The organism is Novosphingobium sp. FSW06-99 (assembly GCF_001519065.1).
Classification (GTDB): Bacteria; Pseudomonadota; Alphaproteobacteria; order Sphingomonadales; family Sphingomonadaceae; genus Novosphingobium.
The window spans coordinates 198,812-224,022 of sequence record NZ_KQ954257.1 but is presented as its reverse complement, the minus strand read 5'-3'; the positions used below and the strand labels follow the sequence as shown (position 1 = coordinate 224,022).

At 65.0% G+C, this 25,211-nt stretch carries 20 protein-coding genes; 8 read left to right on the top strand and 12 right to left on the bottom strand.

Features of this window, described 5'->3' with window-relative positions; genetic code table 11:
- Positions 1-159 precede the first annotated feature (159 nt).
- The 3 genes from AQZ49_RS13595 (at position 160) to rplL (ending at position 1,593) form a co-directional block, all read left to right on the top strand.
- Entirely contained in the window at positions 160-339 is a 180-nt protein-coding gene (locus AQZ49_RS13595; protein ID WP_067616516.1) for a hypothetical protein, read from the top strand.
- A gap of 306 nt (positions 340-645) precedes the next feature.
- A complete protein-coding gene (gene rplJ, locus AQZ49_RS13590; RefSeq protein ID WP_067616514.1) occupies positions 646-1,161 on the top strand; it encodes a 50S ribosomal protein L10 in 516 nt (171 codons plus the stop codon).
- Between the two features lie 60 nt (positions 1,162-1,221).
- Entirely contained in the window at positions 1,222-1,593 is a 372-nt protein-coding gene (rplL, locus tag AQZ49_RS13585; RefSeq protein WP_067616511.1) for a 50S ribosomal protein L7/L12, read from the top strand.
- A gap of 87 nt (positions 1,594-1,680) precedes the next feature.
- On the opposite strand, the gene AQZ49_RS13580 is transcribed toward rplL, so the two are convergent.
- The 4 genes from AQZ49_RS13580 to AQZ49_RS13565 all read right to left on the bottom strand — a co-directional run bounded on the left by AQZ49_RS13580 (position 1,681) and on the right by AQZ49_RS13565 (position 5,304).
- Positions 1,681-2,247 (bottom strand): hypothetical protein, encoded by a 567-nt coding sequence (locus AQZ49_RS13580; protein WP_067616509.1) that lies wholly within the window; start codon positions 2,245-2,247, stop codon positions 1,681-1,683.
- A gap of 1 nt (position 2,248) precedes the next feature.
- Complete coding sequence (locus AQZ49_RS13575; RefSeq protein WP_067616507.1) at positions 2,249-3,559, bottom strand: NRAMP family divalent metal transporter; 1,311 nt, start codon at positions 3,557-3,559, stop codon at positions 2,249-2,251.
- Positions 3,560-3,659: 100 nt separating this feature from the next.
- A complete protein-coding gene (locus AQZ49_RS13570) occupies positions 3,660-4,868 on the bottom strand; it encodes an MFS transporter (protein WP_067616505.1) in 1,209 nt (402 codons plus the stop codon).
- Positions 4,869-4,893: 25 nt separating this feature from the next.
- Positions 4,894-5,304, bottom strand: coding sequence for a c-type cytochrome (locus tag AQZ49_RS13565; RefSeq protein WP_231739228.1), 411 nt, complete (start codon positions 5,302-5,304; stop codon positions 4,894-4,896).
- A gap of 74 nt (positions 5,305-5,378) precedes the next feature.
- Here AQZ49_RS13565 and AQZ49_RS13560 point away from each other — a divergent pair, with 74 nt between their 5' ends.
- The 3 genes from AQZ49_RS13560 to groL all read left to right on the top strand — a co-directional run bounded on the left by AQZ49_RS13560 (position 5,379) and on the right by groL (position 8,892).
- On the top strand, positions 5,379-6,794 hold the full coding sequence (locus AQZ49_RS13560; RefSeq protein ID WP_067616503.1) for an MATE family efflux transporter: 1,416 nt from the start codon (positions 5,379-5,381) through the stop codon (positions 6,792-6,794).
- A 122-nt stretch (positions 6,795-6,916) separates the two neighbouring features.
- A complete protein-coding gene (gene groES, locus AQZ49_RS13555) occupies positions 6,917-7,204 on the top strand; it encodes a co-chaperone GroES (RefSeq protein WP_067616502.1) in 288 nt (95 codons plus the stop codon).
- Between the two features lie 44 nt (positions 7,205-7,248).
- Positions 7,249-8,892, top strand: a complete 1,644-nt coding sequence (gene groL, locus AQZ49_RS13550) for a chaperonin GroEL (protein WP_067616500.1) — start codon at positions 7,249-7,251, stop codon at positions 8,890-8,892.
- An 84-nt stretch (positions 8,893-8,976) separates the two neighbouring features.
- On the opposite strand, the gene AQZ49_RS13545 is transcribed toward groL, so the two are convergent.
- Positions 8,977-10,962 carry a putative bifunctional diguanylate cyclase/phosphodiesterase gene (locus tag AQZ49_RS13545; protein ID WP_231739227.1) on the bottom strand — a complete coding sequence of 662 codons (1,986 nt, stop codon included), beginning with the start codon at positions 10,960-10,962 and terminating at the stop codon, positions 8,977-8,979.
- A gap of 295 nt (positions 10,963-11,257) precedes the next feature.
- Here AQZ49_RS13545 and AQZ49_RS13540 point away from each other — a divergent pair, with 295 nt between their 5' ends.
- Entirely contained in the window at positions 11,258-13,234 is a 1,977-nt protein-coding gene (locus tag AQZ49_RS13540; RefSeq protein ID WP_082701773.1) for an alpha/beta hydrolase family protein, read from the top strand.
- A gap of 19 nt (positions 13,235-13,253) precedes the next feature.
- Here the strand turns inward: AQZ49_RS13540 and AQZ49_RS13535 are convergent, their stop codons facing one another.
- The gene (locus tag AQZ49_RS13535; protein ID WP_067616493.1) at positions 13,254-13,931 is read right to left on the bottom strand and encodes a type 1 glutamine amidotransferase domain-containing protein; all 678 of its coding nucleotides are present in this window, start codon (positions 13,929-13,931) and stop codon (positions 13,254-13,256) included.
- A gap of 87 nt (positions 13,932-14,018) precedes the next feature.
- Complete coding sequence (locus AQZ49_RS13530; RefSeq protein ID WP_067616491.1) at positions 14,019-15,401, bottom strand: nicotinate phosphoribosyltransferase; 1,383 nt, start codon at positions 15,399-15,401, stop codon at positions 14,019-14,021.
- A gap of 225 nt (positions 15,402-15,626) precedes the next feature.
- Between AQZ49_RS13530 and AQZ49_RS13525 the strand changes: the two genes are divergently transcribed.
- Positions 15,627-15,917, top strand: coding sequence for a hypothetical protein (locus tag AQZ49_RS13525; RefSeq protein ID WP_197411034.1), 291 nt, complete (start codon positions 15,627-15,629; stop codon positions 15,915-15,917).
- Positions 15,918-15,966: 49 nt separating this feature from the next.
- Here AQZ49_RS13525 and AQZ49_RS13520 read toward each other — a convergent pair whose 3' ends face one another.
- The 5 genes from AQZ49_RS13520 to AQZ49_RS13500 all read right to left on the bottom strand — a co-directional run bounded on the left by AQZ49_RS13520 (position 15,967) and on the right by AQZ49_RS13500 (position 25,073).
- Positions 15,967-18,474, bottom strand: coding sequence for a TonB-dependent receptor (locus AQZ49_RS13520; RefSeq protein ID WP_067616488.1), 2,508 nt, complete (start codon positions 18,472-18,474; stop codon positions 15,967-15,969).
- 125 nt (positions 18,475-18,599) lie between these two features.
- Positions 18,600-19,118, bottom strand: a complete 519-nt coding sequence (locus AQZ49_RS13515; protein WP_067616486.1) for a GNAT family N-acetyltransferase — start codon at positions 19,116-19,118, stop codon at positions 18,600-18,602.
- Between the two features lie 9 nt (positions 19,119-19,127).
- Positions 19,128-20,327 carry a DUF445 domain-containing protein gene (locus AQZ49_RS13510; RefSeq protein WP_197411042.1) on the bottom strand — a complete coding sequence of 400 codons (1,200 nt, stop codon included), beginning with the start codon at positions 20,325-20,327 and terminating at the stop codon, positions 19,128-19,130.
- A gap of 53 nt (positions 20,328-20,380) precedes the next feature.
- Entirely contained in the window at positions 20,381-23,827 is a 3,447-nt protein-coding gene (locus tag AQZ49_RS13505) for an efflux RND transporter permease subunit (protein WP_067616485.1), read from the bottom strand.
- A 13-nt stretch (positions 23,828-23,840) separates the two neighbouring features.
- Complete coding sequence (locus AQZ49_RS13500) at positions 23,841-25,073, bottom strand: efflux RND transporter periplasmic adaptor subunit (protein ID WP_067616483.1); 1,233 nt, start codon at positions 25,071-25,073, stop codon at positions 23,841-23,843.
- Positions 25,074-25,211 lie beyond the last annotated feature (138 nt).

Here is a 25,211-nt window from a genome sequence, read left to right as displayed (position 1 = left end):
AAGCATTGGACTTGGAGGCGGTATGTAGGGCCGCCATGGTCGCTTGTCAAATCACGGGCCCCACAATCAGGGACTCGCCAAATCGGACACGGCCCATCGACGCGGGGCAGGTTTTGTTTTAAGGACCGCGCGATAACCACGCCGTGAGGGGTCGTTGCCATGCCGGGGCTGCACGTCCTGTTCCAGATCAGCCTGTTCCAGATCAGTGCGTCGCTGTCCCAATGGGCCGCGGCGCTGCTTGCGCTTGCCTTGTCCAGCGCGCACCCGGCCCCGCACCATGCCGCCCAGCATCACCACCAGCCGGTGCGCCTGCCCGAACTGGCCAGTGCCCGATCTTGACTCTGCCTGCTTTGCTGCTATTGGCCCGGCCCTGACCGGGGCGGCCTGCCGCTGCGGTCTTCCGTCCGAGACAGTTGGCGCCATCAACCGGTGGCTTAATCGTCCAGCCTAGGCGGGGAAAAGAGTTTCAACGGCCCCATGGTCCTGCGCGATGCGGATCAAGGTGCCCGCGCCTATGGCGCTTCTCCTTCCCTTGTCGATACGGACCCGCCCGCAATGGCGCGCCTTTGGCGTGTCCGGCGCGGACAAACGTAGCCGGCCGCCACGGGCCTTTTCCCGTTGCGGCCACATGTGAAGGAGTAAGGCATGGATCGTTCGCAAAAAGCCGATTCGGTCGCCTATCTTCGTGGCGTTTTCAGCGAGGCCGGCGCGGTGGTGATCACCCGCAACCTCGGCATGACGGTGGCCCAGTCCACCGCCCTGCGCACGAAAATCCGTGAAGCCGGTGCGACTTACAAGGTTGCGAAGAACCGTCTTGCCAAGCTGGCCATCCAGGACACCGATTATGTCGGCATTGGTGACTTGTTCACCGGCCCGACTGCGGTTGCAGCCTCTGCCGATCCCGTCGCCGCCGCCAAGGCGATCGTCGAGTTCGCCAAGACCTGCGACAAGATCGAAATCCTGGGCGGCGGGATGGGTACGCACGTGCTCGACGCCAACGGGATCAAGGCGCTCGCCTCGATGCCGTCGCTCGACGAGCTGCGCGCAAAGCTCATCGGCCTCATTCAGGCTCCCGCGACCAAGATCGCCCAGGTTGTGACCGCTCCGGCGGCCAAGCTGGCGCGCGTCTTTGCCGCCTACGCCGAAAAAGATGCCGCTTAAGACTGGTTCCAACACCATTCGCCCAAGCGTTTGGGCACAATCCCATCAGGAGTAACCATCATGGCCGATATCGCCAATCTCGTTGCAGAACTTTCGAAGCTGACCGTTCTCGAAGCCGCTGACCTTGCCAAGGCTCTGGAAGAAGCATGGGGCGTTTCCGCCGCTGCTGCCGTTGCCGTGGCCGCTGCCCCGGTCGAAGCCGCTGCCGCGGTGGAAGAAAAGACCGAATTCGACGTCATCCTGACCGGTGACGGCGGCAAGAAGATCCAGGTGATCAAGGAAGTCCGCGCGATCACCCAGCTTGGCCTGACCGAAGCCAAGGCGCTGGTCGAAGCCGCGCCGAAGGCCGTCAAGGAAGGCATTTCGAAGACCGAAGCCGAAGAAATCAAGAAGAAGATCGAAGAAGCCGGCGGCACCGTCGAAATCAAGTAATCCGCTGTGGCCTGTCCTTTGCGGGCAGGCCTGGATTGCGCAAAAAAGGGCGGCTCCGGCAACGGGGTCGCTTTTTTTTGGCGCGGATCAGCGCCGCAGCTTGTGCAGATCGAACGCCGCGCTGATCCCCGCCACCACCCGGCGCCGGTCATACCCGATGTCGATTTGCACCGTGTCGTGCCCCGGGGGAACCCACGCGACATAGAACGCGCCGTGCGCTGTGGTGTCGTAATAGACGGTCGGACTGAGCGTCAGGCGCGGGGTCGGGGTCAGGTTGAATTCGGCGGCATAAGTCTGCGCCGCGCGGGTCCAGATCACATCGGTGGTGACATAGAACAGGCTGTTCAGGACAACGCTGACCGGCGCCTCGAAGCCCGCCTTGCCGTGGTCGTCGATCGCCGCCTTGACCGACAGCTTGAACGCGGGATGCGCCACCAGCGCCAGTTTCGCGCCCGTGCTGTCCTGATCACGATCGATCTCGAAACCGGGCAGCAGGCCCAGCCGCGCTTCCTGTGTGTCGGTGCCAACCTCGGCTTGCAGCGTGAATTGCGGCACCACGTCGGGATCGGACCCCACGCCGGGCCGGTCGGCGGTGATCATCTGTGCCTGGGCACTGGTGCCGATCAGCACGACCAGGCACCAGTGCCAGCGCATATCAGCCCGGCAACAGCATGCACACCGCCGCCCCACCCATCAGCACCGTGGTCACCCAGCCCAGGCCAACCAGCCAGCGATTGCCGGTATAGGCCCCCATCACCGCCGGTTTGCGGATCAGCAGGCAGATCACCGCCAGCAAGGGCACCGCGACCACACCGTTTATCACCGCGCTCCAGAACAGCGCCTTCATCGGGCTGATCGGCGAGAACTGGATGCCCAGCCCCAGCAGAACGCTGACCGCGATCACCCCGTAAAACCCCGGTTCGCGCGAAAAGCTGCGCTCCAGCCCGGATTTCCAGCCCATCGCTTCGGCAGCGGCATAGGCGCCCGACCCGGCCAGCACCGGCACCCCGATCAGCCCCACCCCGATCAGCCCGGTGGTGAACACCAGAAAGGCAAACTGCCCGGCCAGCGGACGCAACGCGGTGGCCGCCTGCGCCGCGGTGGTGATATCGGTAATACCCTTGACGTGGAGCGTGACGGCTGTTGCCAGGATCACGAAGAACGCCGCAAGGTCCGAATAGAACATGCCCGTCCAGGTATCCCAGCTCATCCGCCGCAGTTCGGTCCGCGCCACACCCGCATCATGGCCGATCAACGGGCGGCCGCGCGCGCGGCGCATGTCTTCGACTTCTTCGGATGCCTGCCAGAAAAACAGATAGGGGCTGATCGTGGTGCCGAACACGCCGACGATCATGGCTGCCGATGTCGCATCAAGCGTGAATTGCGGCCACAGCGTGCGCAAGGCCACCTGCCCCCATGGCACATGCACCGTGAACAGCACGGCGGCATAGGCGAGCAACGACAGCGTCAGCCATTTCAGATAGACCACATAGCGGTGATAGGCGACGCCGATCTGCAACCCGAGCGTCAGCGCGACGAAAAGCAGCGTCATCACATGGCGGTTGATCCCCGTCACCAGCTCGCCCGCTTCGCCCATCGCCGCGACATCGGCGGCGATGTTGAGCGTGTTGGCAATCAGCAGCAGCACGACCACCGCGCGCAGCACCACCGGTGGAAACGCGGTCTTGATATTGGCGGCCAGCCCTTTGCCGGTAACCCGCCCGATCTGCGCGCACATCAGTTGCACCGCCGACATCAACGGATAGCACAGCGGCATCGTCCACAGCATGTTGAGGCCATACTGGGCGCCGGCCTGCGAATAAGTCGCAATCCCGCTGGGGTCGTCATCGGCCACCCCGGTGATCAGCCCCGGCCCCAACCGCGCCAGCGGATGATCGCGGATGGTGTGCCACAGCCGTGCCATAGCGCTGCCGGTCGGGTCCGTGCTGTCATCGGGCTGGGTCATGGTGGGCACCCTAGCCTGCCCTGTCCCGCCAAGACAGCGGCACGGCCGGTTTATTTTGCCGCCGGTTCGACCCTGCCCGACCCGGTCGCCACGCAAAAATTCAGGGCACCGCGAACGCAAACACCGCTGCGCCCGCCGCGCTGACCACGGCGGCAAATGCAAAGGCGCCCGAAAAGCTGCCGGTGGCATCGACGATCAGGCCGGTCACGATCGGGCCGATGATGCCCGACACGCTGCCGATCGCGTTCTGCACCCCGATCCACCCCGCCGCGTCGCGGGCCCCGGCATGGAACTGGCCCAGCGCATAGACCATCGTCGGCAGGCACCCGAGAAACACCCCGGTGACGATCAGCGCGACAAACAGCAGCGCCGGTCCATGCGCCAGCGCGATCGCTGCAATCCCGGCCACCGAGCCAAGTTCGGCCACCACGCACAGCCAGCGTTTCACCGCCGAAGGCGCGCCCCCGCGCCGCACCAGCCGATCGGCGAGCCAGCCCCAGCCGAGCGATGCAACCGCCTGTGCCGCATACGTCGCGGTGGCAAACAGCGTCATGGTCGAAATCGACAGGCCGCGCGATTTGACCAGATAGAGCGGCAACCACGCCGCCACGAAGAAAAAGCCATAATTGGCCAGCGCGTGCGCCGCGCCCATGACCCATAGCGTGCGCCGCGCCAGCAACTGCCGGATCGGCGACGGGCGATCGGGCTGGCCGCGCACGACCGCGACCGGCAAGCGCGCCACCAGCAACGCCCAGGGCCCGGTCCACGCCAGCGTCACCACGCCAAACCCGAAAAACACCCAGCGCCAGCCATAGTGCGCCAGAATCACCCCGCCCGCCAACGTGCCCAACGCCGGTCCGAGCGCCAGCCCCACCGCAATCACCGCATTGGCAAGGCCACGCCGATCGACCGGGACATAGGCGGCGATCAGCTTTGACGTCGCCGGAAACAGCGCCGCCTCGCCCAGCCCCAGCGCCAGCCGCAGCGCGATCAGCATCGACAGGCTGGCGGCCAGGCTGGTCAACAGCGTGGCCGCAGCCCACAGCGCAACCGCCGCCGCCAGCACGAGGCCCGCGCGCCAGCGATCGGCGACCATGCCGACAAACGGCTGGGCCAGACCATATGTCCAGAAAAACGCCGAAACCGCGACGCCGAACCGCGTGGCCGACAGGCCCAGCGCCTTGCTCATCAACGGCGCGGCAATGCCGATGGCACCGCGATCGACAAAATTGAGCATGACCACCAGCGCCAGCATCGCCACCAGCAGGGCAACGAACGAACGCGATGGCTGTGCGCTGTGTGTGATCATCCGGTTTCCCCAACCCGCCCGACGGTCAGTGCAGTGTCTTGAGATAGGCGATGATCGCCGCGCGCCTGGCCGGATCGGGTTGTCCGGCGTAGCCCATGCGGGTGCCCGGCACCATCGCCACCGGACTGGTCAGCCATTTGTCGAGTGTGGCATCGTTCCACACCAGCCCGGATGCCTTCAGATCGGGGGTGAACGCATAGCCGGGTACATCGCCCGCACGCGTGCCGTAGACACCGAACAGGCTGGGGCCGACCACGGTCACGCCCGGCTTGACCGAATGGCACGACAGGCAGATGCCGAACGCGACGGGCGCGCCGCCCAACGGCGATTGTGTTGCGCCGCCCGGCGGAGAGACCGGCGCCTCGGGCTGCGCTTTGCCACAGGCCCCCAGCATCATCGTCAGCGCCGCCACCATCAACCCGTGTTTGAAAACCATCGTCATTCCCGTTCCGACACCTTTGCCCGGTTTGCCTTTCTTCCGCGCGCGAACCTCCTTATGGCGCTGCCATCATGTTCGAAAGCCCCCCTCGCACTCTCTATGCCGAATGGCGCGCCACGCTGGGGCTGGCGGGGCCGCTGGTGGCGGCCAACTTGCTGCAGATGGCGGTGTTTGCGCTCGACGTGGTGTTTGTGTCGCGGCTGGGGCAAGTGCCGCTGGCGGCTTCGTCGCTGTCGGTTTCGCTGTTCGGGCTGTTGATCTGGAGCCTGAGCGGACTGGTCGGCGCGGCCTCGCCGCTGATTGCCGCCGAACTCGGGCGCCGCAGCCATGCCGTGCGCGAAGTGCGCCGGTCGATGCGCATGGCGGGTTGGGCCGGGCTGGCCGCCAGCGTTGCGGCGATGGCGATTTGCACGATGATCGGCCCCGTGCTGCGCCTGACCGGGCAAGACCCGGCGATTGTCACGCTGGCCGTGCCGTTCATGCATGTGCTGATGTGGGCGGCGATCCCGGCGGTGATGGGTGCGCTGCTGCGCGGCACGGTGGCCACACTCGGCCGCCCTGGCGTGGGCACCGCGGTCACCGCTTTGGCGGTGCTGCTCAACGGCATGGGCAACTGGATACTGGTGTTCGGGCATCTGGGCATGCCCGCGCTCGGCCTGACCGGCGCGGCGCTGGCCAGCGTGATCACCAGCACGATAACGCTGCTGGTCTATGTGCTGATCATCCTGGCGGACCGCCGCCTGCGGCGTTATCACCTGTTTGGCCGGTGGTGGCGCGCGGATTGGCAGCGCCTGCGCGATGTGTTGCGCATCGGCCTGCCGATGATGGCGACCATCCTGGCCGAAGCCGGGCTGTTCAGCGGCGCGGCCTTTCTGATGGGGCGAATCGGCGCGCTGCCGCTGGCGGCGCACACGCTGGCGCTGCAATTTGCCGCGCTGACCTTTCAGGTGCCGTTCGGGATTGCCCAGGCCGCCACCATCCGCGTGGGCCGGGCCTATGGCGCGGGTGACCGGCATGGCATCGCGGTGGCGGGCAATGTCGCATTGCTGACCGGGATCGGTTTCATGTCGCTGGCTGCCGCGCTGCTGCTGTTTGCGCCGCGCACGATCATCGTGCTCTATCTCGACCCGACTCTGCCGGCCAACGCCGCGCTGGTCGCGCTGACCGTGCGGTACATGAGCGTGGCCGCCGCGTTCCAACTGTTCGATGGCGCGCAGACAGTGGGCGCGGGGCTGTTGCGCGGCCTGCAGGATACCCGCGTGCCGATGGCGATCGCGCTGTTCGGATACTGGGTGCCGGGGATCGGCACGGCGGTCTGGCTGGGCCTGTTCACCCCGCTGGGCGGGCTGGGCGTGTGGTTCGGGCTGCTGATCGGGCTGGTGGTGGTGGCGGTGCTGCTGATGTGGCGCTGGTTTCGCCGCGAAGCGCTGGGGCTGTTGCCCGAGAATGGAGCGATCGGCGAAGAATCTGTTGCCACTGCCTCTTGACGGCCCCTCGCCGCTTACCCATATCCCGCTCGCTGGCACTCTCGATGCGTGAGTGCCAGAAAATTTCGCAACATCGATCCGGCTGATTCCGGCCGATCGTCGAAATGAGAGGCAAGCAACCCATGTCATTCCGTCCGCTGCACGATCGCGTGCTGGTGCGCCGCGTCGAAGCCGAGGAAAAAACCGCCGGCGGGATCATCATCCCCGACAGCGCCAAGGAAAAGCCGGCTGAAGGCGAAGTTGTCGCCATTGGCTCGGGCGCTCGCGCCGAAAACGGCACGATCACCCCGCTTGATGTCAAGGTTGGCGATCGCGTGCTGTTCGGCAAGTGGTCGGGCACCGAAGTCAAGGTTTCGGGCGAAGACCTGCTGATCATGAAGGAATCGGACATCCTCGGCATCATCGGCTGAGTGATCGACGAACGTCCAACCCGGTTATCAAAGGAATAGGTACAATGGCTGCCAAGGAAGTCCGCTTTTCGCGCGACGCGCGCGAACGCATTCTCAAGGGTGTCGACATTCTCGCCGACGCGGTGAAAGTCACGCTCGGGCCCAAGGGCCGCAACGTCGTAATCGACAAGAGCTTTGGCGCGCCGCGCATCACCAAGGACGGTGTGACGGTTGCCAAGGAAATCGAACTGAAGGACAAGTTCGAAAACCTCGGCGCGCAGCTGCTGCGCGAAGTGGCGTCGAAGGCCAACGACAAGGCCGGTGACGGCACCACCACTGCCACCGTGCTGGCCCAGGCGATCGTTCGCGAAGGTCTGCGCTCGGTTGCCGCCGGGATCAACCCGATGGATCTGAAGCGCGGCATCGATCTGGCCGTCCACAAAGTGGTCGCCGATCTGAAGGCGCGTTCGACCCCGGTCAGCGGTTCGTCGGAAATCAGCCAGGTCGGCGTGATTTCGGCCAATGGCGACGTCGAAGTCGGCCAGAAGATCGCCGAAGCGATGGAAAAGGTCGGCAAGGAAGGCGTGATCACCGTCGAGGAAGCCAAGGGCCTCGAGTTTGAACTCGATGTCGTCGAAGGCATGCAGTTCGACCGTGGCTATCTGTCGCCCTACTTCATCACCAACGCCGAAAAGATGATCGTGGAACTGGAGAATCCTTATATTCTCATCCACGAAAAGAAGCTTTCGTCGCTCCAGTCGCTGCTGCCGATCCTTGAAGCGGTGGTGCAGACCGGTCGTCCGTTGCTGATCATCGCCGAAGACATCGAAGGCGAAGCGCTGGCCACCCTGGTGGTCAACAAGCTGCGCGGCGGCCTGAAGATCGCCGCCGTCAAGGCGCCGGGCTTTGGCGATCGTCGCAAGGCGATGCTGGGCGATATCGCCACGCTGACCGCTGGTGAAATGATCTCGGAAGATCTGGGCATCAAGCTGGAAACCGTTACGCTGGCGATGCTTGGCCAGGCCAAGAAGGTCACCATCGACAAGGACAACACCACGATCGTCGATGGCGCCGGTTCGGCCGACGACATCAAGGCCCGCGTCGACCAGATCAAGGCACAGGTCGAAGTGACCACCAGCGACTATGACCGTGAAAAGCTGCAGGAACGTCTGGCGAAGCTCGCCGGCGGGGTTGCCGTGATCAAGGTCGGCGGCGCTTCGGAAGTCGAAGTGAAGGAACGCAAGGACCGCGTCGACGACGCGCTCCACGCCACCCGCGCTGCGGTTGAAGAAGGCATCGTCCCCGGCGGCGGTACCGCGCTGCTCTATGCCACCCGCGCGCTCGAAGGCCTGCAGGGTGTCAACGAAGCGCAGACCCGCGGCATCGACATCATCCGTCGCGCAATCAGCGCGCCGGTGAAGCAGATCGCCGAAAACGCCGGCTTCGACGGCGCCGTGGTGGCTGGCAAGCTGCTCGATCAGAGCGACGAAGCGATCGGCTTCAACGCTTCGACCGACATCTATGAAAACCTCAAGGCTGCCGGCGTGATCGACCCGACCAAGGTCGTGCGCACCGCGCTGCAGGATGCTGCCTCGGTGGCCGGTCTGCTGATCACGACCGAAGCCGCGATCGTCGAAAAGCCCGAAGACAAGGCAGCCCCGGCGATGCCCGGCGGCGGCATGGGCGGCATGGGCGGCATGGACTTCTAAGGTCCGCGCCAACCCTGCCGATCGGCACAGACAACGGGGCCGGAAAGGGAGACCTTTCCGGCCCTTGTCGTTTCCTCTGCCCGATCAGCCCGCGTGCCTGAACAAACCGATGGCGACCGTGCGATCGGCCGCGATGGCGCTGGCCGGGGCAGGTTTGCCGGTCAGATAGCCCTGCACCTTGCGGCAGCCTTCGGCTTGCAGAATGGCCATCTGGCGTTCTGTTTCGACCCCTTCGACCAGGATCGGAATGGCGAGGCTCCGCCCCAGTTCCAGCATCGCGTGCAGGATCGCCAGCGATTGCGGGTTGGTTTCGATATCCTGGACAAAGCTGCGGTCGAGCTTGATCTTGTCGAAACTGACATGCCGCAGCACGTCCATCGATGAATAGCCCGTGCCGAAATCGTCGAGCGCAAGTTTGACCCCCAGTGCGCGGATCCGGCCCAGAATGCTGATCGCACTGACGCGGTCATCGATCAGCAGCGATTCGGTCAATTCGATTTCCAGCCGCCCCGGCGACAGGCCGCCGCTGACCAATGCATCGAGGATCTGTTCGGGCAGATCGGGTTGCCGCAATTGCAAGGGCGACAGGTTGACCGCCACGCGCTGGTCATCCGGCCAACCGCTCGCCTCACGGCAGGCCGATCGCAGCACCCACGCCCCGATGTCGACGATTGCCCCGGTCTGTTCCGCCAGGGGAATGAATTCGTTCGGCGAAATCAGCCCGAAGCGCGGATGGTTCCAGCGCAGCAGCGCCTCGTACCCGATCACCGAACGATCGGCGATCCACACTTGCGGCTGATAATAGACTTCGAATTCGCCGTTATCGAGCGCTGCCAACAGATTGTCCGCCAGCACATGATGACGCTCAGCCAGCGCATCGAACGTTTCATCATAGACGCAGACCGGCTCCAGCGGGCTTTTGCGCGCACGTGACAGCGCCAGTCGCGAATGCTGCACCACGTTTTCGGCGCTGCTGCCGTCAGGGGAGAAGCAGGCCACACCCAGACGCGGATCAAGGAATATCTCGTGCTCGCCGAAGACCATCGGCGCGGCCAGCATCGACCGCCACAGATGTGCCCGCGATCGGATATCCTCATGGTCGCCAATCGGGCCGATGGCGGAAAATTCCGATCGCCCGGTTCTGGCGACAAAAAAGCCCGGTTGCCGTGCCCGATCGATCCGGTCGGCAGTCAGACGTATCGCGAAATCGCCAGCTTCATCGCCATAAATATCAGTTATATCATTCAAATGGCACAATTTTGTGGTCACAATCAGATAACGTTGACCAGGCTTGGGGTTGTTCAGCAGCAAGGCGAGCTGTTTTTCAAACAGCGGGCGTCGGGGCAGCCCGGTCTGGTCGCAGATCGAGGCAAAGGCATCGATCCGTGCCGAGGCATCCAGGCTGGTGATAGTGTCGAGCGCATGGGCGAATATCCCTGCGGCGATGATCATGCCGCCCATCAGCGCGGTGGCCAGCGCCAGCGCCGCGCGTGCATCTTCGGCACCGGGCGACCAGGCGGTCAGCGGGATGACCTGCAGCGCTGCCATGCCGGTGAAATGGAGCGAGACGATCGCCGCCACGAACAGCGCGGGTGCAAATCCGGCCAGCCGCGTGCCAAGTTGCGACCGGGCGGCCGCGAGCGCCAGCGCCGACAGCCCAACCGCCAGCAGGACCGACGCGACAACCAAATCCGGCCGCCAGCGCACCACACCGCCGATGCGAAAGGCCAGCATGCCGACATAGTGCATCGCACTGATCGTCAGCCCGATCACACACCCCGCCACGGCGGGCCATGCGCCGCCACGCGCGCGCACAAACAGCGCAAAACCGCCAAAGCAGCCGCCAATCACAATCAGCAGCGACGCCATGGTCAGCGCCGGATCATACGTGACGGGCGCGCCTGCCTGATAGGCCAGGATCGCCACGAAATGCGTGCACCACACCGAGGCCCCGGCGACGGTCGCGGTCAGCAACACCCACACCAGGCCAAGCGGCCAGGGTGCCCGCGCCGAGCGGGCCAGCAATTGCATCGTGGCCCCCGCACCGACACAGCAGATCGCCGCGGCCAACAGGACCAGCCAGGGATTGTGGCGTGTGCCGAGACATGTGAGGACAGTGATCAGCGGGATGACCAATCAAACGGGGACGATGTAATTGCAGCCTATTTCATGCCGCCTCATAACTTAAGATATAATTGCGCGGGCAATAGGCCGAATGCGGCAGATCTGCCGAAAATCTGCACCGCAGTGACGCGAAAATGGCGCATTTATCGTGCCATACTGTCTTGCAAGTCACGCAAATCGCGTGAATATTTGCAAGCGGGACGGGGGCGGTCGGCGCCACCCGCCGGGGTTTGGGGGAACAATGCGGGGATCACTTGCGGGCATGGTGCTGGCCTTGGCCGGGCTTGGGCAAACGGCATGGGCCGACACAGCGGCGGCGCCCCAGACCGGCGCTGCAATCCCGCCGCGTATCCCCACCGCCGATTTTGCGGCGCGCGCAGAGATGGCCGATCTGAAATTGTCGCCCGACGGCACGCACATCGTGGCGCGGGCGATGGTCGCCGGGGCGGAAAAGGTGGTGGTGTTCGATCTCGAGGGCAAGGACAAGCCCTTTGTCCTGGCCGAAACCAAGGATATCGACACCAACTGGTATCGCTGGGCAGGCAATTCCATGATCCTGATCGGCCTTGGCAAGACCGTGCCATGGGAAGGTGATGAAGCTTATGCCACGCGCCTGATCGCCTATGACCTGACAACCCACAAGAGCAAACTGATCGGGCAAACCGACGAAGGCCTGATGGGCGATGATGTCTTGTGGGTCGATCCCGAAGGCAAGCACATCCTGCTGTCCTATCAGAAATCGATCTACGACTATCCTTCTGTTTCGAACATCGAACTGACCACCAACAAATCGACCCAGGTCGTGTCCGCGCACGACGATATCTGGGACTGGTCGGCCGACGACGATGGCGTGGTCCGCTATGGTTTTGGCCATACCGACAACCACCACTGGATCGCGCTCTATCGCAAGACCGCTACCGACCGGTTCCAGACCATCGCCAAAGGCCACGACGACAAGGATACCAGTGCCGATTTCGACGTGATCCGCATCGTTACAGGCAGCGACGACGGGTTCATTTTCGACACCGACGAAAAGACCGGCCTGAAGGCGATCTTCAAGTTCAACTTTGCCACCCACAAGCGCGGCGATCTGGTGTTCGAGGCCCCCGCCAACGATATCGAGGGCGCCTATACCACCACCGATGGCAAGGCGATGGATTCGGCCTGGTACACCGACAGCCTGCCGCGCGTGCATTGGTGGGACAAGGATATGGCCGCGTTCCAGGCCGATCTCGACAAGGCCGTCAACACCGGCCATCCCGAGGGCGAGCGCATGGCATGGATCAAGTCGGAAAGCCGCAACCACGCCATCAGGGTGGTCTGGGTCGGGGCGGCCAATGATCCCGGCAGCTATTACATCTATCAGGATGCCACGGGCAAAATGGAACGCCTGGCGCGCGTCTACGCCCGCCTGCACCCGGAACAACTCGCCCGACCCGCCTATGTGCACTATACCGCGCGCGACGGGCTGAGCATCCCGGCCTATCTGACGCTGCCGGTGGGGCGGGCGCCCAAACATCTGCCGCTGATCATCATGCCGCATGGCGGGCCGTTCGATGTGCGCGACGCCGGTGGCTATGACGATGACGTGCAGTTCCTGGCCAACCGTGGCTATGCCGTGTTGCAGCCCGAATATCGCGGATCGGGCTCTTATGGCACGGCCTATCGCGACAAGGGCAAGGGCCAGTGGGGCCGGGCGATGCAGGACGATATCGATGACGGCATGGACTGGCTGGTCAAGCAGGGCATTGCCGATCCCGCCCGGACATGTCTGGTCGGGATTTCCTATGGCGGCTATGCCGCCATGTGGGGCGCCACGCGCAATCCCGAACGCTATCGCTGCGCGGTCAGTCTGGCGGGCGTGTCCGACATCGCCCGGCAGGTGAAATATTCCAACCACTTTGACGACGACAGGAAATCGCGCGACGACTGGCAACAGACCGTGCAGGGCGACAAGACGTTCGACCTCAAGACCGTGTCGCCGCTCTATACCGTCGACCGGCTGAAAGTGCCCGTGCTGGTGCTGCACGGCGAAAAGGACCAGCGCGTGCTGCCCAAGCAATCGCGCCTATATGTCGACGCGCTGAAGGCCGCCGGCAAGACCTATGAATACGTTTCGATCCCCGACGACGGCCATGGCTATACCACCACCGCCGCCGCACAGATCTGGTATGACAAACTCGACGCGTTTCTGGCCAAATACAACCCGGCCGACTGACGCCGACCGGGTCGGGGGCTTATCCCAGGCTGGCCAGCAGGGCCTGCGCGGCAGGCTCGCTGCTCGCCGGGTTCTGGCCGGTGATCAACTGTCCGTCGATGACCACATGCGGGGCCCAGTCGGCGGCCTTCTCATAATGCGCGCCTTGCGCGATGAAGGTGTCCTCGATCAGAAACGGCACCACCTCGGTCAGGCCGACAGCGGCTTCTTCGCTGTTGGTGAAACCGGTGACACGGCGGCCGTGGACCAACGGCGTACCATCAGTCCTGGTGACATGGCGCAACACGCCGGGGCCGTGACAGACAAAGGCGGTGGGTTTGCCCGCCGCGACAAACGCCGCAATCAGGTCAATCGACGTGCGCAGCTCGGCCAGGTCCCACAATGGGCCATGGCCACCGGGATAGAACACCGCATCGAACCCGTCGGCGGCCACGCTGTCGAGCCGAACGGTGTGGGCGAGCGCGGCCTGCGCGGCGGGATCGGCGGCAAACCGGCGCGTGGCATCGGTCTGCGCGTCGGGTTCATCGCTTTTGGGATCGAGCGGGGGCTGCCCGCCGGCCCGGCTTGCCAGCACCACATCGGCCCCGGCATCGCGAAACACGTAATAAGGCGCCGCGAATTCTTCGAGCCAGAAGCCGGTCTGTCTGCCCGTATCGCCGAGCGTGTCGTGCGAGGTCAGGACCATCAGGATCTTCATGCCATTTCCATTTGTCTGCTGCGCCCACACGCAAGCGCGCGGGCTTTGTTTGGGGGGCCCTCGATATAGGGTGGCCTTGCGCCGTTTTCAGGTGGTTGCCCGTTGGCGCACGGCATCAAAATCGTGCCGCACCAGCAAAGTCCCGTCGCGCCACACCGGCACCAGCAGATCGGCGCCGGGTGCTGCGTCTTCGCGGCGCACCGCGATCAGGCGGCCATCGCGGCGGATCACCGCCTGCCGCCCGGCCTTGCTTGCCTTGGCCGGGTCGGTGGCGGGTGCCTTGGCGACATCGTGCCACACGCCATGATCATCGCGCATGGCATTGGCCTTCATCGCAAAGCGCAAGGTGTCGCGGTTTACCTGTTGCAACAGGCCCCCGCCCATGCCGAACGCGATGTTGTCGATGGCAAAGCCCGCGTCGATCAATCGGTCGATCAGACGCGCGATCGTCGCCAGCGTCATGCCATCGCCCTGGATCACCCGCACATGCGGATCGAGCACGCGGAACCCCCGGCCATTGGTGGTGCCGCCAAACGCCTGCCACAACGCCTCGATCGCGCGCAGCGGGGTTTCCACCGGATCGCCGCTGTCGGGGCGCACCACCAGCATGCCCGCGCGCGCCAACACCGCATCGCGCAAGGTGCCGCCCCAGATGCCCGACAATGCGGCATCGAGATCATAGCTGTCGGACACCACCGCCACCACGCGGCCTTCGCCATCGAACGCGCGCAACAGCGTGGCATAGGCCTGTGTCTCGCGGGCGCGGCCCCAACTGGTGATCGTGCTGTGTTCGGCGGCGGGGATCGAAAAGCCCGCCATGTCTGCGCCATAGAACCGCCGCGCGGCAACCAGCGCCTCCATCGTGTCGGTGCCCCGGAAATTGACCAGATGCGCCATGCCGCCCAGCGCCGCGCTCTCCCCGCTCGACACCCCGCGCGCGCCGAAATCGTGCAGTTTGAACGGCAATTGCCCCTGCGGATCGTCGCTGCTGCGTTCCAGCCCGGCCAGGATCACCGCGCGGCACTGGCGGCCCAGCGTTGCCACCGTGGTGGGATACCACACCGCACGCAACAGCGCGGTTTCGACAAATGTGGTCAGCCACGCCATGCGCGGATCGGTGTTTTCCACTTCGACCAGCGGCACCCCGGTGGGCACCACCAGGCCTTCGGGCAGGGCGCGGATTTCGAGCGGCAGGAAACCGCCATGATCATCGACAATCGCCTGCCAGCCCGCGCGGTTGAACGGTTCGCCATGGGCCTGGCAGATCGCCGCCGCCTCTTCGATATCGGCAGCGGCAATAGGCCGCGACAATCCGTCGAGCAGATACGTCTGCAGGCCAAAGAACAGCACGTCGTCGGCAAACGGATTGGCCCGCGCCTCGACATAGGCGCAGATCGCGCGCGCCTCGGGCGGGTATTGCAGGAAATGGCTGTGCTTGTAGCTGTCGGTTGCCAGGATCGGATTGGTCATCGGGGGATGGTCTCGCGCGCTGGCGGCTCGCAATGGGCCGCCCCGGCCCGCTTACAGGCCTGCCGGGCGTTCGCCCAGCCCGCAAGCGGCCCGTTCAGGCAGGATAAAGTCGCCGTCGGATAGCGCAACGTCCATCGCATGAGTCGGACCGTTCCAGACCAGTACCGCGCCCTTTCGGGCCGCGCGGGACGGTGCGATGTCGTGCGCGATGCAGACAGGAGACCCATGATGAAAACGATCCCGGCCCTGCTGGCCGCCAGCCTTTGCCTCGCCCCGCTTTGCGCGCAGGCCGCCCAAATGGCCGATCCGGCGCAACAGGCGCGCGCCGCGCTGAACGCGCAACAGGCCGCACTGGCCCAGGCGCAACTCGACCAGGACGCCGCCAACTTACGCGCCTATCATCAGGCGCTGGCCGCCCGCGCGGCCACGATCCGCCACGAACGCGCCGCCTACAGGGCGCAAGTGCGCCAGTACCAGCAGGCGATGCAGGCCTGGCAGGCCCAGGTCCACGCCTGAGCAGGTCCGGGCGGCCTGAACAGGCCGCCCGGCCGCCGGTGTCAACCGATCAGAAGCCTGCGCCGAAGGTCAGGAACCACTGGCGCGGGGCAATCGGATAGGCGGAGTAGCTGTTGGTGGCCGAACCGATCGACAGCGTCGAGACGCCGGTTTCCTTGGTCAGGTTGGTCACGTTGAGGCTGAGGTCGGCCTTGGCGACATGCAGCGCCTCGGCCGGCAGCTTGATCCCGATCCGCGCCGAGGCGAGGAAGTACGACGGCACGCTGGTGTCGTTGACATACGTCGCATAGCGCTTGCCGACATAGTCACCGATCGCCTGTACTTCGATCGGGCCCAGGTTGAACGTGGCAACGGTCTTGTTCATCCAGGTGGGTGTGCCGGGGATGACTTTGCCGCATGTCGGGACCACGCCACCCTGCACGGTATAGCCGCCGATGCAGGTGCCGGTGGCCGCACCGATGCCCGTGGCGGTCTGCTGATAGTCGCTCTGATAAGTCGAACGGTTCCACGACACCGCGTTGTACAGCGAGGCGTGCGGCCCGAAGTGGAGCGTCAACGCGCCGTCGACGCCATCGGTGTGAACGCTGCCGACATTGACCAGGATCGAGGTGCCACCGGTGATCCCGCTGCCGGCGATGCCGCCGGGGTTGGTGTTGATCGCCAACTGACGGTTGTTGAACACCACGTGGTAGTAATTGACCTGGGCCTCGATCGCCGAGATCGGCGAATTGTCGAACGTGCGATGCGTGCGCAGACCCACTTCATAGGTCCAGCTTTCCTCCGGCTTGCCCTCGTCGGCAAAGGTGTTGAACGCCGCCTGGCTGCCGGTGAACCACGGCGACAGCGATGCGCCGCCGAGATAGGTCATGTACTGGCGCAAGTTCTTCTGCACGTTCAGGTAGACCTGTTCGTGCTCGGTCAGATCGTATTTCGCGCCGAACGCGGGCAGAAACCAGCGCAAAGTGTCGATGCGCCCTTGCGGCAGACCGCCCGACAGGCCCGACAGCGATGCGGTAATCGGCTGCACCGGATACCAGCCATTGGCCCATTGCGCGCTGGTCTTGATCCCGGCTTCGATGTTCAGGCGGTCGTTGACGCGCCAGTCGTCCTGCACGTGCAATTGCAGGTCTTCGACCCGCGCTTCGCCCTGGTACTGGGTGAACAGCGGATTGCTGGGGCGGATATAAGGGGTGAAGCTGGCCGGATCGGCCGCATCGGCGCCATACCAGCGGCGGAACTGCGTGGTGCTGTTGTGTTCGAACCAGCCGCCCACTTCGATCTTGTGTGCTCCAAGGTCGAGATGCAGCGCCGAGACAATGCCTTCGCGATCGATGCGGTATTCGGTGGTGCGGATCACGATCCCCGAACCGCCGGTCGCGGCGACCAGCGCGGCGCCAAGCGCGGCATTGCCCACGCCGTTGCCATTGGCGGCAAAATGGGTGTCAGTGGCATAGTTGGGATCGAGATAGGCCTGGATCGTGGTGATCGACTGGCCGAGCGCGCCCGCCACCACGCCGACGCCGTCGTCATGATGGAAATAGACCTGGTTCGACCAGTCGAGCTTGTCGGTCAGGTGCGCTTCGTACTTGAGATAGCCGAGATAGTCGGTGCGCTGCGCATCGGAATAATAGTTGTTGTAGTTGCTGCCCTGCGCCGCCGGGGTGTTGCCGTACTGGTCGAGATAGCCCTGATAGGCGCCATAGTTGGGATAGAAATAGGGCCGGGTATACGGCGTATAGCCCTGCGCCGCAGTCGTCGTGGGCACGCGATAGCTGGTGGCGTCCTCGTTCGGCTCGGTCTTTTGCGAATAGTCGAAATAGGCCGTCAGCTTGCCCGCGCTGTCGTCATGCACCAGCTTGGCATTGGCCTGCCAGCCGCCCTGGATGCCGTCAAAGTCCCACGCGCGCGACCGCTGGCGCACCGCGGCCAGCGTGATGTAAGTGTTCTTGTCGGGGCCGATCCCGCCAGTATCCACCCGCGCATAAGTCCGCGACGTGCCATAGCTGCCGACAGTCTCCGCCACGTCCATGCCAAGCGATTTCTTGGGGTCGAGCGTGAAGGTTTCAATCGCGCCGCCCAGGTTGCTGGTCGACGGGGTGCCCAGATCGCCTGCACCGGTCGACACCACCGAGCGGCCGACCAGTTCGGAAATCACCGCGCGCTGGGGCGACAGACCGTTGTAGTTGCCATAGTTCTGGTCGCCCAGCGGCAGGCCGTCGAGGGTGTAACCCAATTGCTGGAAGTTGAAGCCATGGATGAATATCTGCGCGTTCTGTTCGTTGTTACCCCAGGGGTCTGCGCTGATGTAAAGCACACCGGGCAGCGTTTCGATCGCCTTGAGCGGTGAAACACCGGGCAGGATCTTCTGGATTTCGACGGCGGTGATCGCCGTGGCCGACCGGGTCGGCTTGGCCGTGACGACGATCGTGTCGGCCACGTCGGCGGCAGGCGCGACTGCTGCCGGGGCGGCATCTTCGGCGCGGGCCAGACCTGCGTGCGAGGCCGCCATCAAGGCGACAAGCGAAAGCGACGCGCGAAGCGTGTGCGGAAAAGTCATGTCATGCTCCCTGGGGGGTATGGAGAACAAGCCATCTGGAGTGGCTTCCCCCGCGCCGTTAGGGCGCACCCGTGACAGAGCGACGACAGCGCTGTGACAGCGCCTGTCTTATTTGACCGGAGCGTTCACCCGCCGCGCTGCAGCAGGACCACCGGGCTGCCCTCGAACGCGTGTTCGCCATAGGCGACAAACCCGAGGCGCCCTGCCACAGCCAGCGAGGCGTGGTTGTCGGGATCAATCATGCAGACAACCCGGCGCGCGCCGTGCACGCGGTCGAACCAGTCGAGTGCCGCGCGCGCAGCCTCTGTCGCATAGCCTCGCCCCCATACGGTCTCGCCAAAGATCCAGCCCACTTCGGGCACATCGTCAAAGCCGTCGAACCCGCGCCAGGTGTGGAACACGCCGCAGACACCCACCACATCGGACTGGCCGTGTTCGCGCACGATGAAATTGCCATAGCCATAAAGCGCCCAACTGCCGGCATTGCGGGTCAGCCGCGTAAATTCGTCAGCCATGCCGGTCGGACGGTTGCCCAGATGGCGTCGCACCGCCTCGGGCGCGAGAATTGCGGCAAGGCCCGCCAAATCAGCCGCTTGGGGCCGCCACAGGTCAAGCCGGTCGGTGGTGAGGACAAGTGCGGTCATGGCAATCCGCTAGAGCAACCGTTCCAGCCCATGCAACGCCAAACCGACCAGTCCGCCGACCAGGGTGCCATTTATACGGATGAATTGCAGATCGCGCCCGACCGCGCTTTCGATCCGCCGCGTCACCGTGCGGGCATCCCAGCGCCGCACGGTTTCCGACACGATCCGCACGATGCCATCACCGTGGCGGCTGGCCAGCCCGGTCAGCGCGCGGCGGGCAAAGCGGTTGATCGTGGCGCGCGTTGCCGGGTCTTCACCCAGCGCGCGGCCAAATCCAGCCAGCCCCTTGCGCAGGCCGCCCATCCCCGAGGCACCGCGCAACTGCGCGATCAGGCTGGTGCGGCTGCGTTCCCACAGCGCGTCGAGCCAGGCGGCAAACGCCGGGTTGGCCAGCGCCTCGGCCTTTATCCGCGCCACGCGTTGCCCCATTGCCTGATCGTGGATCAGGTCGTGGGCCAGCGAGCCCAGCATTTCGTCGATTTTCTGCCGCAAGGGATGCACGGGATCGACCAGCGTTTCGGCCAGCAACGCGTAAAGCGCATCGAGCAGCGCATTGGCCAGCCGGTCGTCGAGCCGGGTCCAGCGCATCAGGGTGCTGGCCCGGTCATGGATCATCGTGCGCAGCGCCGCCTCGTTGGCTTCGAGCAGCGCGCCCGCGCGGCGCAACACGCTGTCGATCAGCGGACGATGCCGCCCGTCGGCGATCATCCCTGTCAACACCTGGCCCAGCAGCGGGGCCAGATCGATCCGTTCGATCTGCGTGCGCAGCAGCGCCTTGGCCGGGCGGCCGACTTTGTCGGGATCGAGCGCGGTCAACACTTCGGCCAGCAGGCTGGTCACCGAATCGCCGATCCGCGCCGCCTCGGGCGCGGGGCGGGCGAGATAATCACCCAGCACGCGGGCCACATCGAGCCGTTGCAGCCGCCGCGCCACCACTTGCGGAGTCAGGAAATTGGCGCGCAGAAAGGCCGCCATGCTGTCGGCAATGCGATCCTTGTTGACCGGGATGATCGCGGTGTGCGGGATCGGCAGGCCAAGCGGACGCCGGAACAGTGCGGTAACGGCAAACCAGTCGGCCAGACCACCGACCATCGCCGCTTCGGCAAAAGCCACCAGGTAGCCCCAGCCGGGCGCCCGCGTCGCCAAGTGGCGGGCCACCACGAACAGCAGCGCCATGGCCACCAGCAGACCGGTCGCCGCCAGCCGCATGCGCCGACCGGGATCGGCGGGGAACAGCCCGACCGGATGGCGCCGGGCGGCCGTCACTCCGCCGCGTGCAACCCGCTGGCGGGCACGACGTCTGCGGCTGCGACCGGGGTGTTCGCTTCAGGTGACAGGAACCGCCGTGCCAGCCATGGGCCGACCCGCTTTTCCAGCCCGTCGGCCAGGCTGAACCCGGCTGGGACGATCAGCAGCGTCAACAGCGTCGACAACGTCAACCCGCCGATTACCACGATCCCCATCGGGCTGCGCCAGCCACCATCGCCGCCCAGCGCCAGCGCGGTCGGTACCATCCCGGCGACCATCGCGACCGTCGTCATCACGATCGGCTGCGCGCGCTTGTGTCCGGCTTCGCTGATCGCGGTGTGCTTGGTCTTGCCCGCCGCCATTTCTTCCAGCGCAAAGTCGATCAGCAGAATCGAGTTCTTGGCGACAATGCCGAACAGCATCAGCATGCCGATGAACACCGGCAGCGAAATCGCGTTGCCCGTCACCGCCAGCAGCAGCAATCCGCCCAGCGGCGCCAGAAACAGCGAACCCATGTTGACCAGCGGCGAAATGAACCGGTGATAGAGCAGCACCAGCACCGAAAACACCAGCAATACCCCGGTACCCAGCGCGGCCGCGAAATTGCGCATCAGCTCCTGCTGAAAGCGGTCTTCCCCGGCCGCCTTGTTGAACACGCCATCGGGCAGATGTTGCATGATCGGCAAACGGTTGATCGCATCCATCGCGATGCCCTTGGGCAGGCCCGGTGGCAGATCGGCACCGACAAACACGCGGCGGCTCTGGTTATAGCGCTGGATGGTGGTCGGGCCCGAACCGAACGCAATCGTCGCCACGCGCGACAGGGGCACCGAATCCCCGGTAACGGTGGGCACCGGCAGGTTTTCCAGCGTGGTCAGATCGCGCCGCGATTGCACCGGCAGTTCAACCCTGATCGGGACCTGGCGGTCCGACAGCGAGAACTTGGCGCTGTTCTGGTTGATTTCGCCCTGGGTCGCGATGCGGATCACCTGGCTGAGCGTCTGGGTGGTGACGCCGAGCGAGGCGGCCAGATCGAAATGCGGGGTGATGACAATTTCGGGCCGGCGCAAGTCGGCGCTGATCCGCGGTGCCACCACCTGCTTGAGCCCGTTCATCTGGTTGACCAGCGTCTGCGCGGTGTGTTGCAGCAGATCGGGGTCCGATCCCGACAACATCACGCTGATCGCGCGGCCCGACCCGCTGCCCGGCCCCGACCCGTTCTGGTTGGCAAAGCTGATCCGTGCATCGGCCAGTTTTTGCAACTGCGGGGTCAGATCGCGCTCAAACCGCACCGAACCGCGCAAGTGATCGGGGTGAAACAGGTTGAACGTGTGGGGATGAAGCTGAATGTAGATATCGGCGTGGGCCTCGCGGATGTCTTCCAGCGCGATCGACACTTCGGGTTGGCGCTCGATCAACGCCAGCACCTGGTCGGTCTTGGCCTCGGTCTGGCGGATCGTGGTGCCGGGCACCATTTCGATCACCACCTGGCTTTCATTGATATCGGTATCGGGAAAGAACTGGGTCGGCAGCGCCGCCATCAGCACGACCGTCAGCACCAGCGCACCAAAACCGATGCCCATCATCCACAAGCGGTGATCGACCAGCCGCGCACGCACGCGCTGCACGATCCAGTCAAACCACACCGCCTGCGCCCCGCCGCCCAGACGCGCCAGCACGCCGCCCAGCACGACAATCGCGCCAGCGGCCAGCAGACCGCCGGCCAAGGCTGCCAGCGGTGCCACCAGGCCGGGCAATGTCATCGCCGACAACGGCTGATAGATGGCCATCAGCGCCATGCCGAAACCGACCAGCGCCGCCACCCCGATCGCGACCGGTACCAGCGGATACCACCAGGACGCGCGCCGAGCGACCATGCCCACGCGCCGCGCGGCGGCCTTTCTGGTGTCGAGCGACCAGTGCAGCACCACCATATAGCGGTCCATCCATGCGCCGCCGCCATGTTCGCGTTCGCCTTGCGCCGACAGGAAATAGGCCGCCACCATCGGCGTGATCATCCGCGCCACCAGCAGCGAAAACAGCACCGCAACGACCACGGTCATGCCGAAATTCTTGAAGAACTGCCCCGACACCCCCGGCATCAGCGCCACCGGCAGGAACACCGCGACGATCGAGAACGTGGTGGCCACCACCGCCAGCCCGATTTCGTCGGCGGCATCGATCGCGGCCTGGAACGGCGTCTTGCCCATATGGATATGGCGCACGATGTTCTCGATCTCGACGATCGCGTCATCGACCAGCACACCCGCCACCAGCCCGAGCGCGAGCAGCGACATCGTGTTGAGCGTAAAGCCCATCAACGTCATCACCCAGAATGTGGGGATCGACGACAGCGGGATGGCCAGCGCCGACACGATCGTCGAGCGCCAGTCGCGCAGGAAAAAGAACACCACGATCACCGCCAGCACGGCGCCTTCGACCATCGCCGACATCGAGCTGTGATACTGGTCGCGGGTATATTCGACCGAATTGAACAAGTTGGTGAAACGGATGCGGTGGCCCTGTTCGGCTTCCAGCTTGTTTAGTTCAACGACGGTGGCGTCATAGACCGAAACATCGGATTCGCCGCGCGCGCGCGCGATGCTGAAGGTCACCACCGGCTTGCCACGGAACTTGGCGATCGAGGTCACTTCGCTGAAACCGTCGCGCACATCGGCCACGTCGGCCAGTCGCACGGTGTGCCCCATCGCCAGCCCGACCTCGACCTGTGACAGGTCGAACGCGGTGTGGGCATTGCCCAGCACGCGCACGGCCTGGCGCGATCCGGCAACTTCGGCCTTGCCACCGGCGGCGTTGATATTGACCTGGCGCAGCGCCGCGTTGATCTGCGTGGCGGTTACCCCCTGGTCCATCATCCGCGCCGGATCGAGCGTGACGGTAATCTCGCGATCGACCCCGCCCGACCGTTTGACTTCGGCCATGCCCGGAATCGCCAGCAACCGCTTGGCCACCGTGTCGTCGATGAACCATGACAACTGTTCCATCGTCATGTCGTCGGCCGACACCGCGAAATAGGCGATCGGGTCGGATGATGTTTCGGCCTTGAACACTTGCGGTTCGAGAATGCCTTCCGGCAATTCGCCACGCACGCGATCGACCGCGTTCTTCACTTCGTTGACTGCCGCGTTGATGTCCTGCCCGATCTTGAACTGGACCTGGGTGGTCATCTGGCCTTCTTCGGCGGTCGAGGTCAGCGTATCGACCCCGGCGATCGAGCGCAGGCTGGATTCGATCTTCTGGGTGATCTGGTTTTCAATCTCGGTCGGCGCGGCGCCGGGCTGCGAGATCGACACGATCACCACCGGGAATTCGATATCCGGCTGATTTTGCACTTTCATCGTCAGAAACGAGAACACGCCGATCACGGTCAGCCCGAGAAACAGCACGATCGGCACCACCGGGTTGCGGATCGACCAGGCGGACAAGTTCCGGAAATTCATGGCCTGGGTCCAATCAAGGTGCGGACGGGGCGGAACCGCCCTGGCCGCTGTGGTCGGACACCGGTTTGACTTTGTCGCCGGGGTTGAGGAACCCGCCCGCACGCAGCACGACGCGTTCGTTGCCGCTCAGCCCCTTGGTCACGGCGATACCGGCAGGCGTCACTTCACCGGTGGCGACCGCCCGGCGTTCGACTTTGTTGCCGGACCCCACCACATAGACATAGGCGCCGTTGGCATCCGACAGGATCGCCGAAGCCGGCAGCACCGGCGCGGTGACCGAGCCCGAACGCAGCGTCGCGGTGGCAAAGCCCCCCGGCCGCAGCGCCTTGTCGAACGGCAGCGCGATCCGCGCGATGCCCTGGCGCGAGGTGGCATCGATCACCGGGGCCAATTGCCAGATATGCCCGGTGAAATGCTGCGTGGTGCCCACCGGGATCACGTCGGCGGGATCGCCCACCGCCATCCGCGCCAGACTGCTTTCGGACAGGCGCGCCTGCATTTCGAGTTCGCCGTCGCGCGCAATACGGAACAATGTGCCGCTCGCCGAACTGACGATCTGGCCCGGTTCGACCTGTCGCGTCAGCACCAGACCGGCCTCGGGCGCGGTGACATCGAGCCGCGCGGCGCTGGCGCGCAATTGCGCGAGCGAGGCGCGCGCAACGCGCACCTGGGCCACGGCGGAATCGCGCGTGGCCACCAGTTGTTCGATATCGGCGGTGGAAATGAACCCGTTGGCGACCAGCTTGAGCGAGCGATCGAGCTTGCTCTGGGCCAGCCTGGCATTGGCCTCCTGCACTTCGACCGTTGCAGCCTGACTGGCGATTTCCTGGGCCTGGACCGAGCGGTCGACCACCGCCAGAACCTGGCCCTTGTTCACCCAGCTTCCGGCATCGACCAGCACTTGTACCACCCGGCCACCTTCACCGGCGATGCCGACGGGCAGATCGCGCCGCGCGGCGATTGCGCCGCTGGCGGTCACGGTGCCAGCCACGGTAACCTGGCCCGGCACGATCACGGTCACGGTCTGGGCATTGCTGTCGTCGGATGGGGCGGCGGCCGGCGTCAGCCAACGATCGAGCGCATACCAGCCAAGCAGCAGCAGCATCGCGGCGGCCAGCCCGGCCAGCAGCAGTTTGCGCGAGACACCGGCCGGCGGAACTTCGGTCGGGCGATCGACCGGTGTCGCCGTGGCCGTCCGGGGCGCACCCGTTCTGCTCGTTCCCGTACCGGTCGTGATCGTATCCACCTACCCAAACCCCAATTCGTTTGCCCCGATCGGCGCAGCGCACAACGCATGCCGACAGCGCCTGCACGCAAGACACCCGCCCGCACCAGCCTGGCCCGATCCAAAGCCTGCGTTACCAAGTCCCGCGTGACTTTAGAG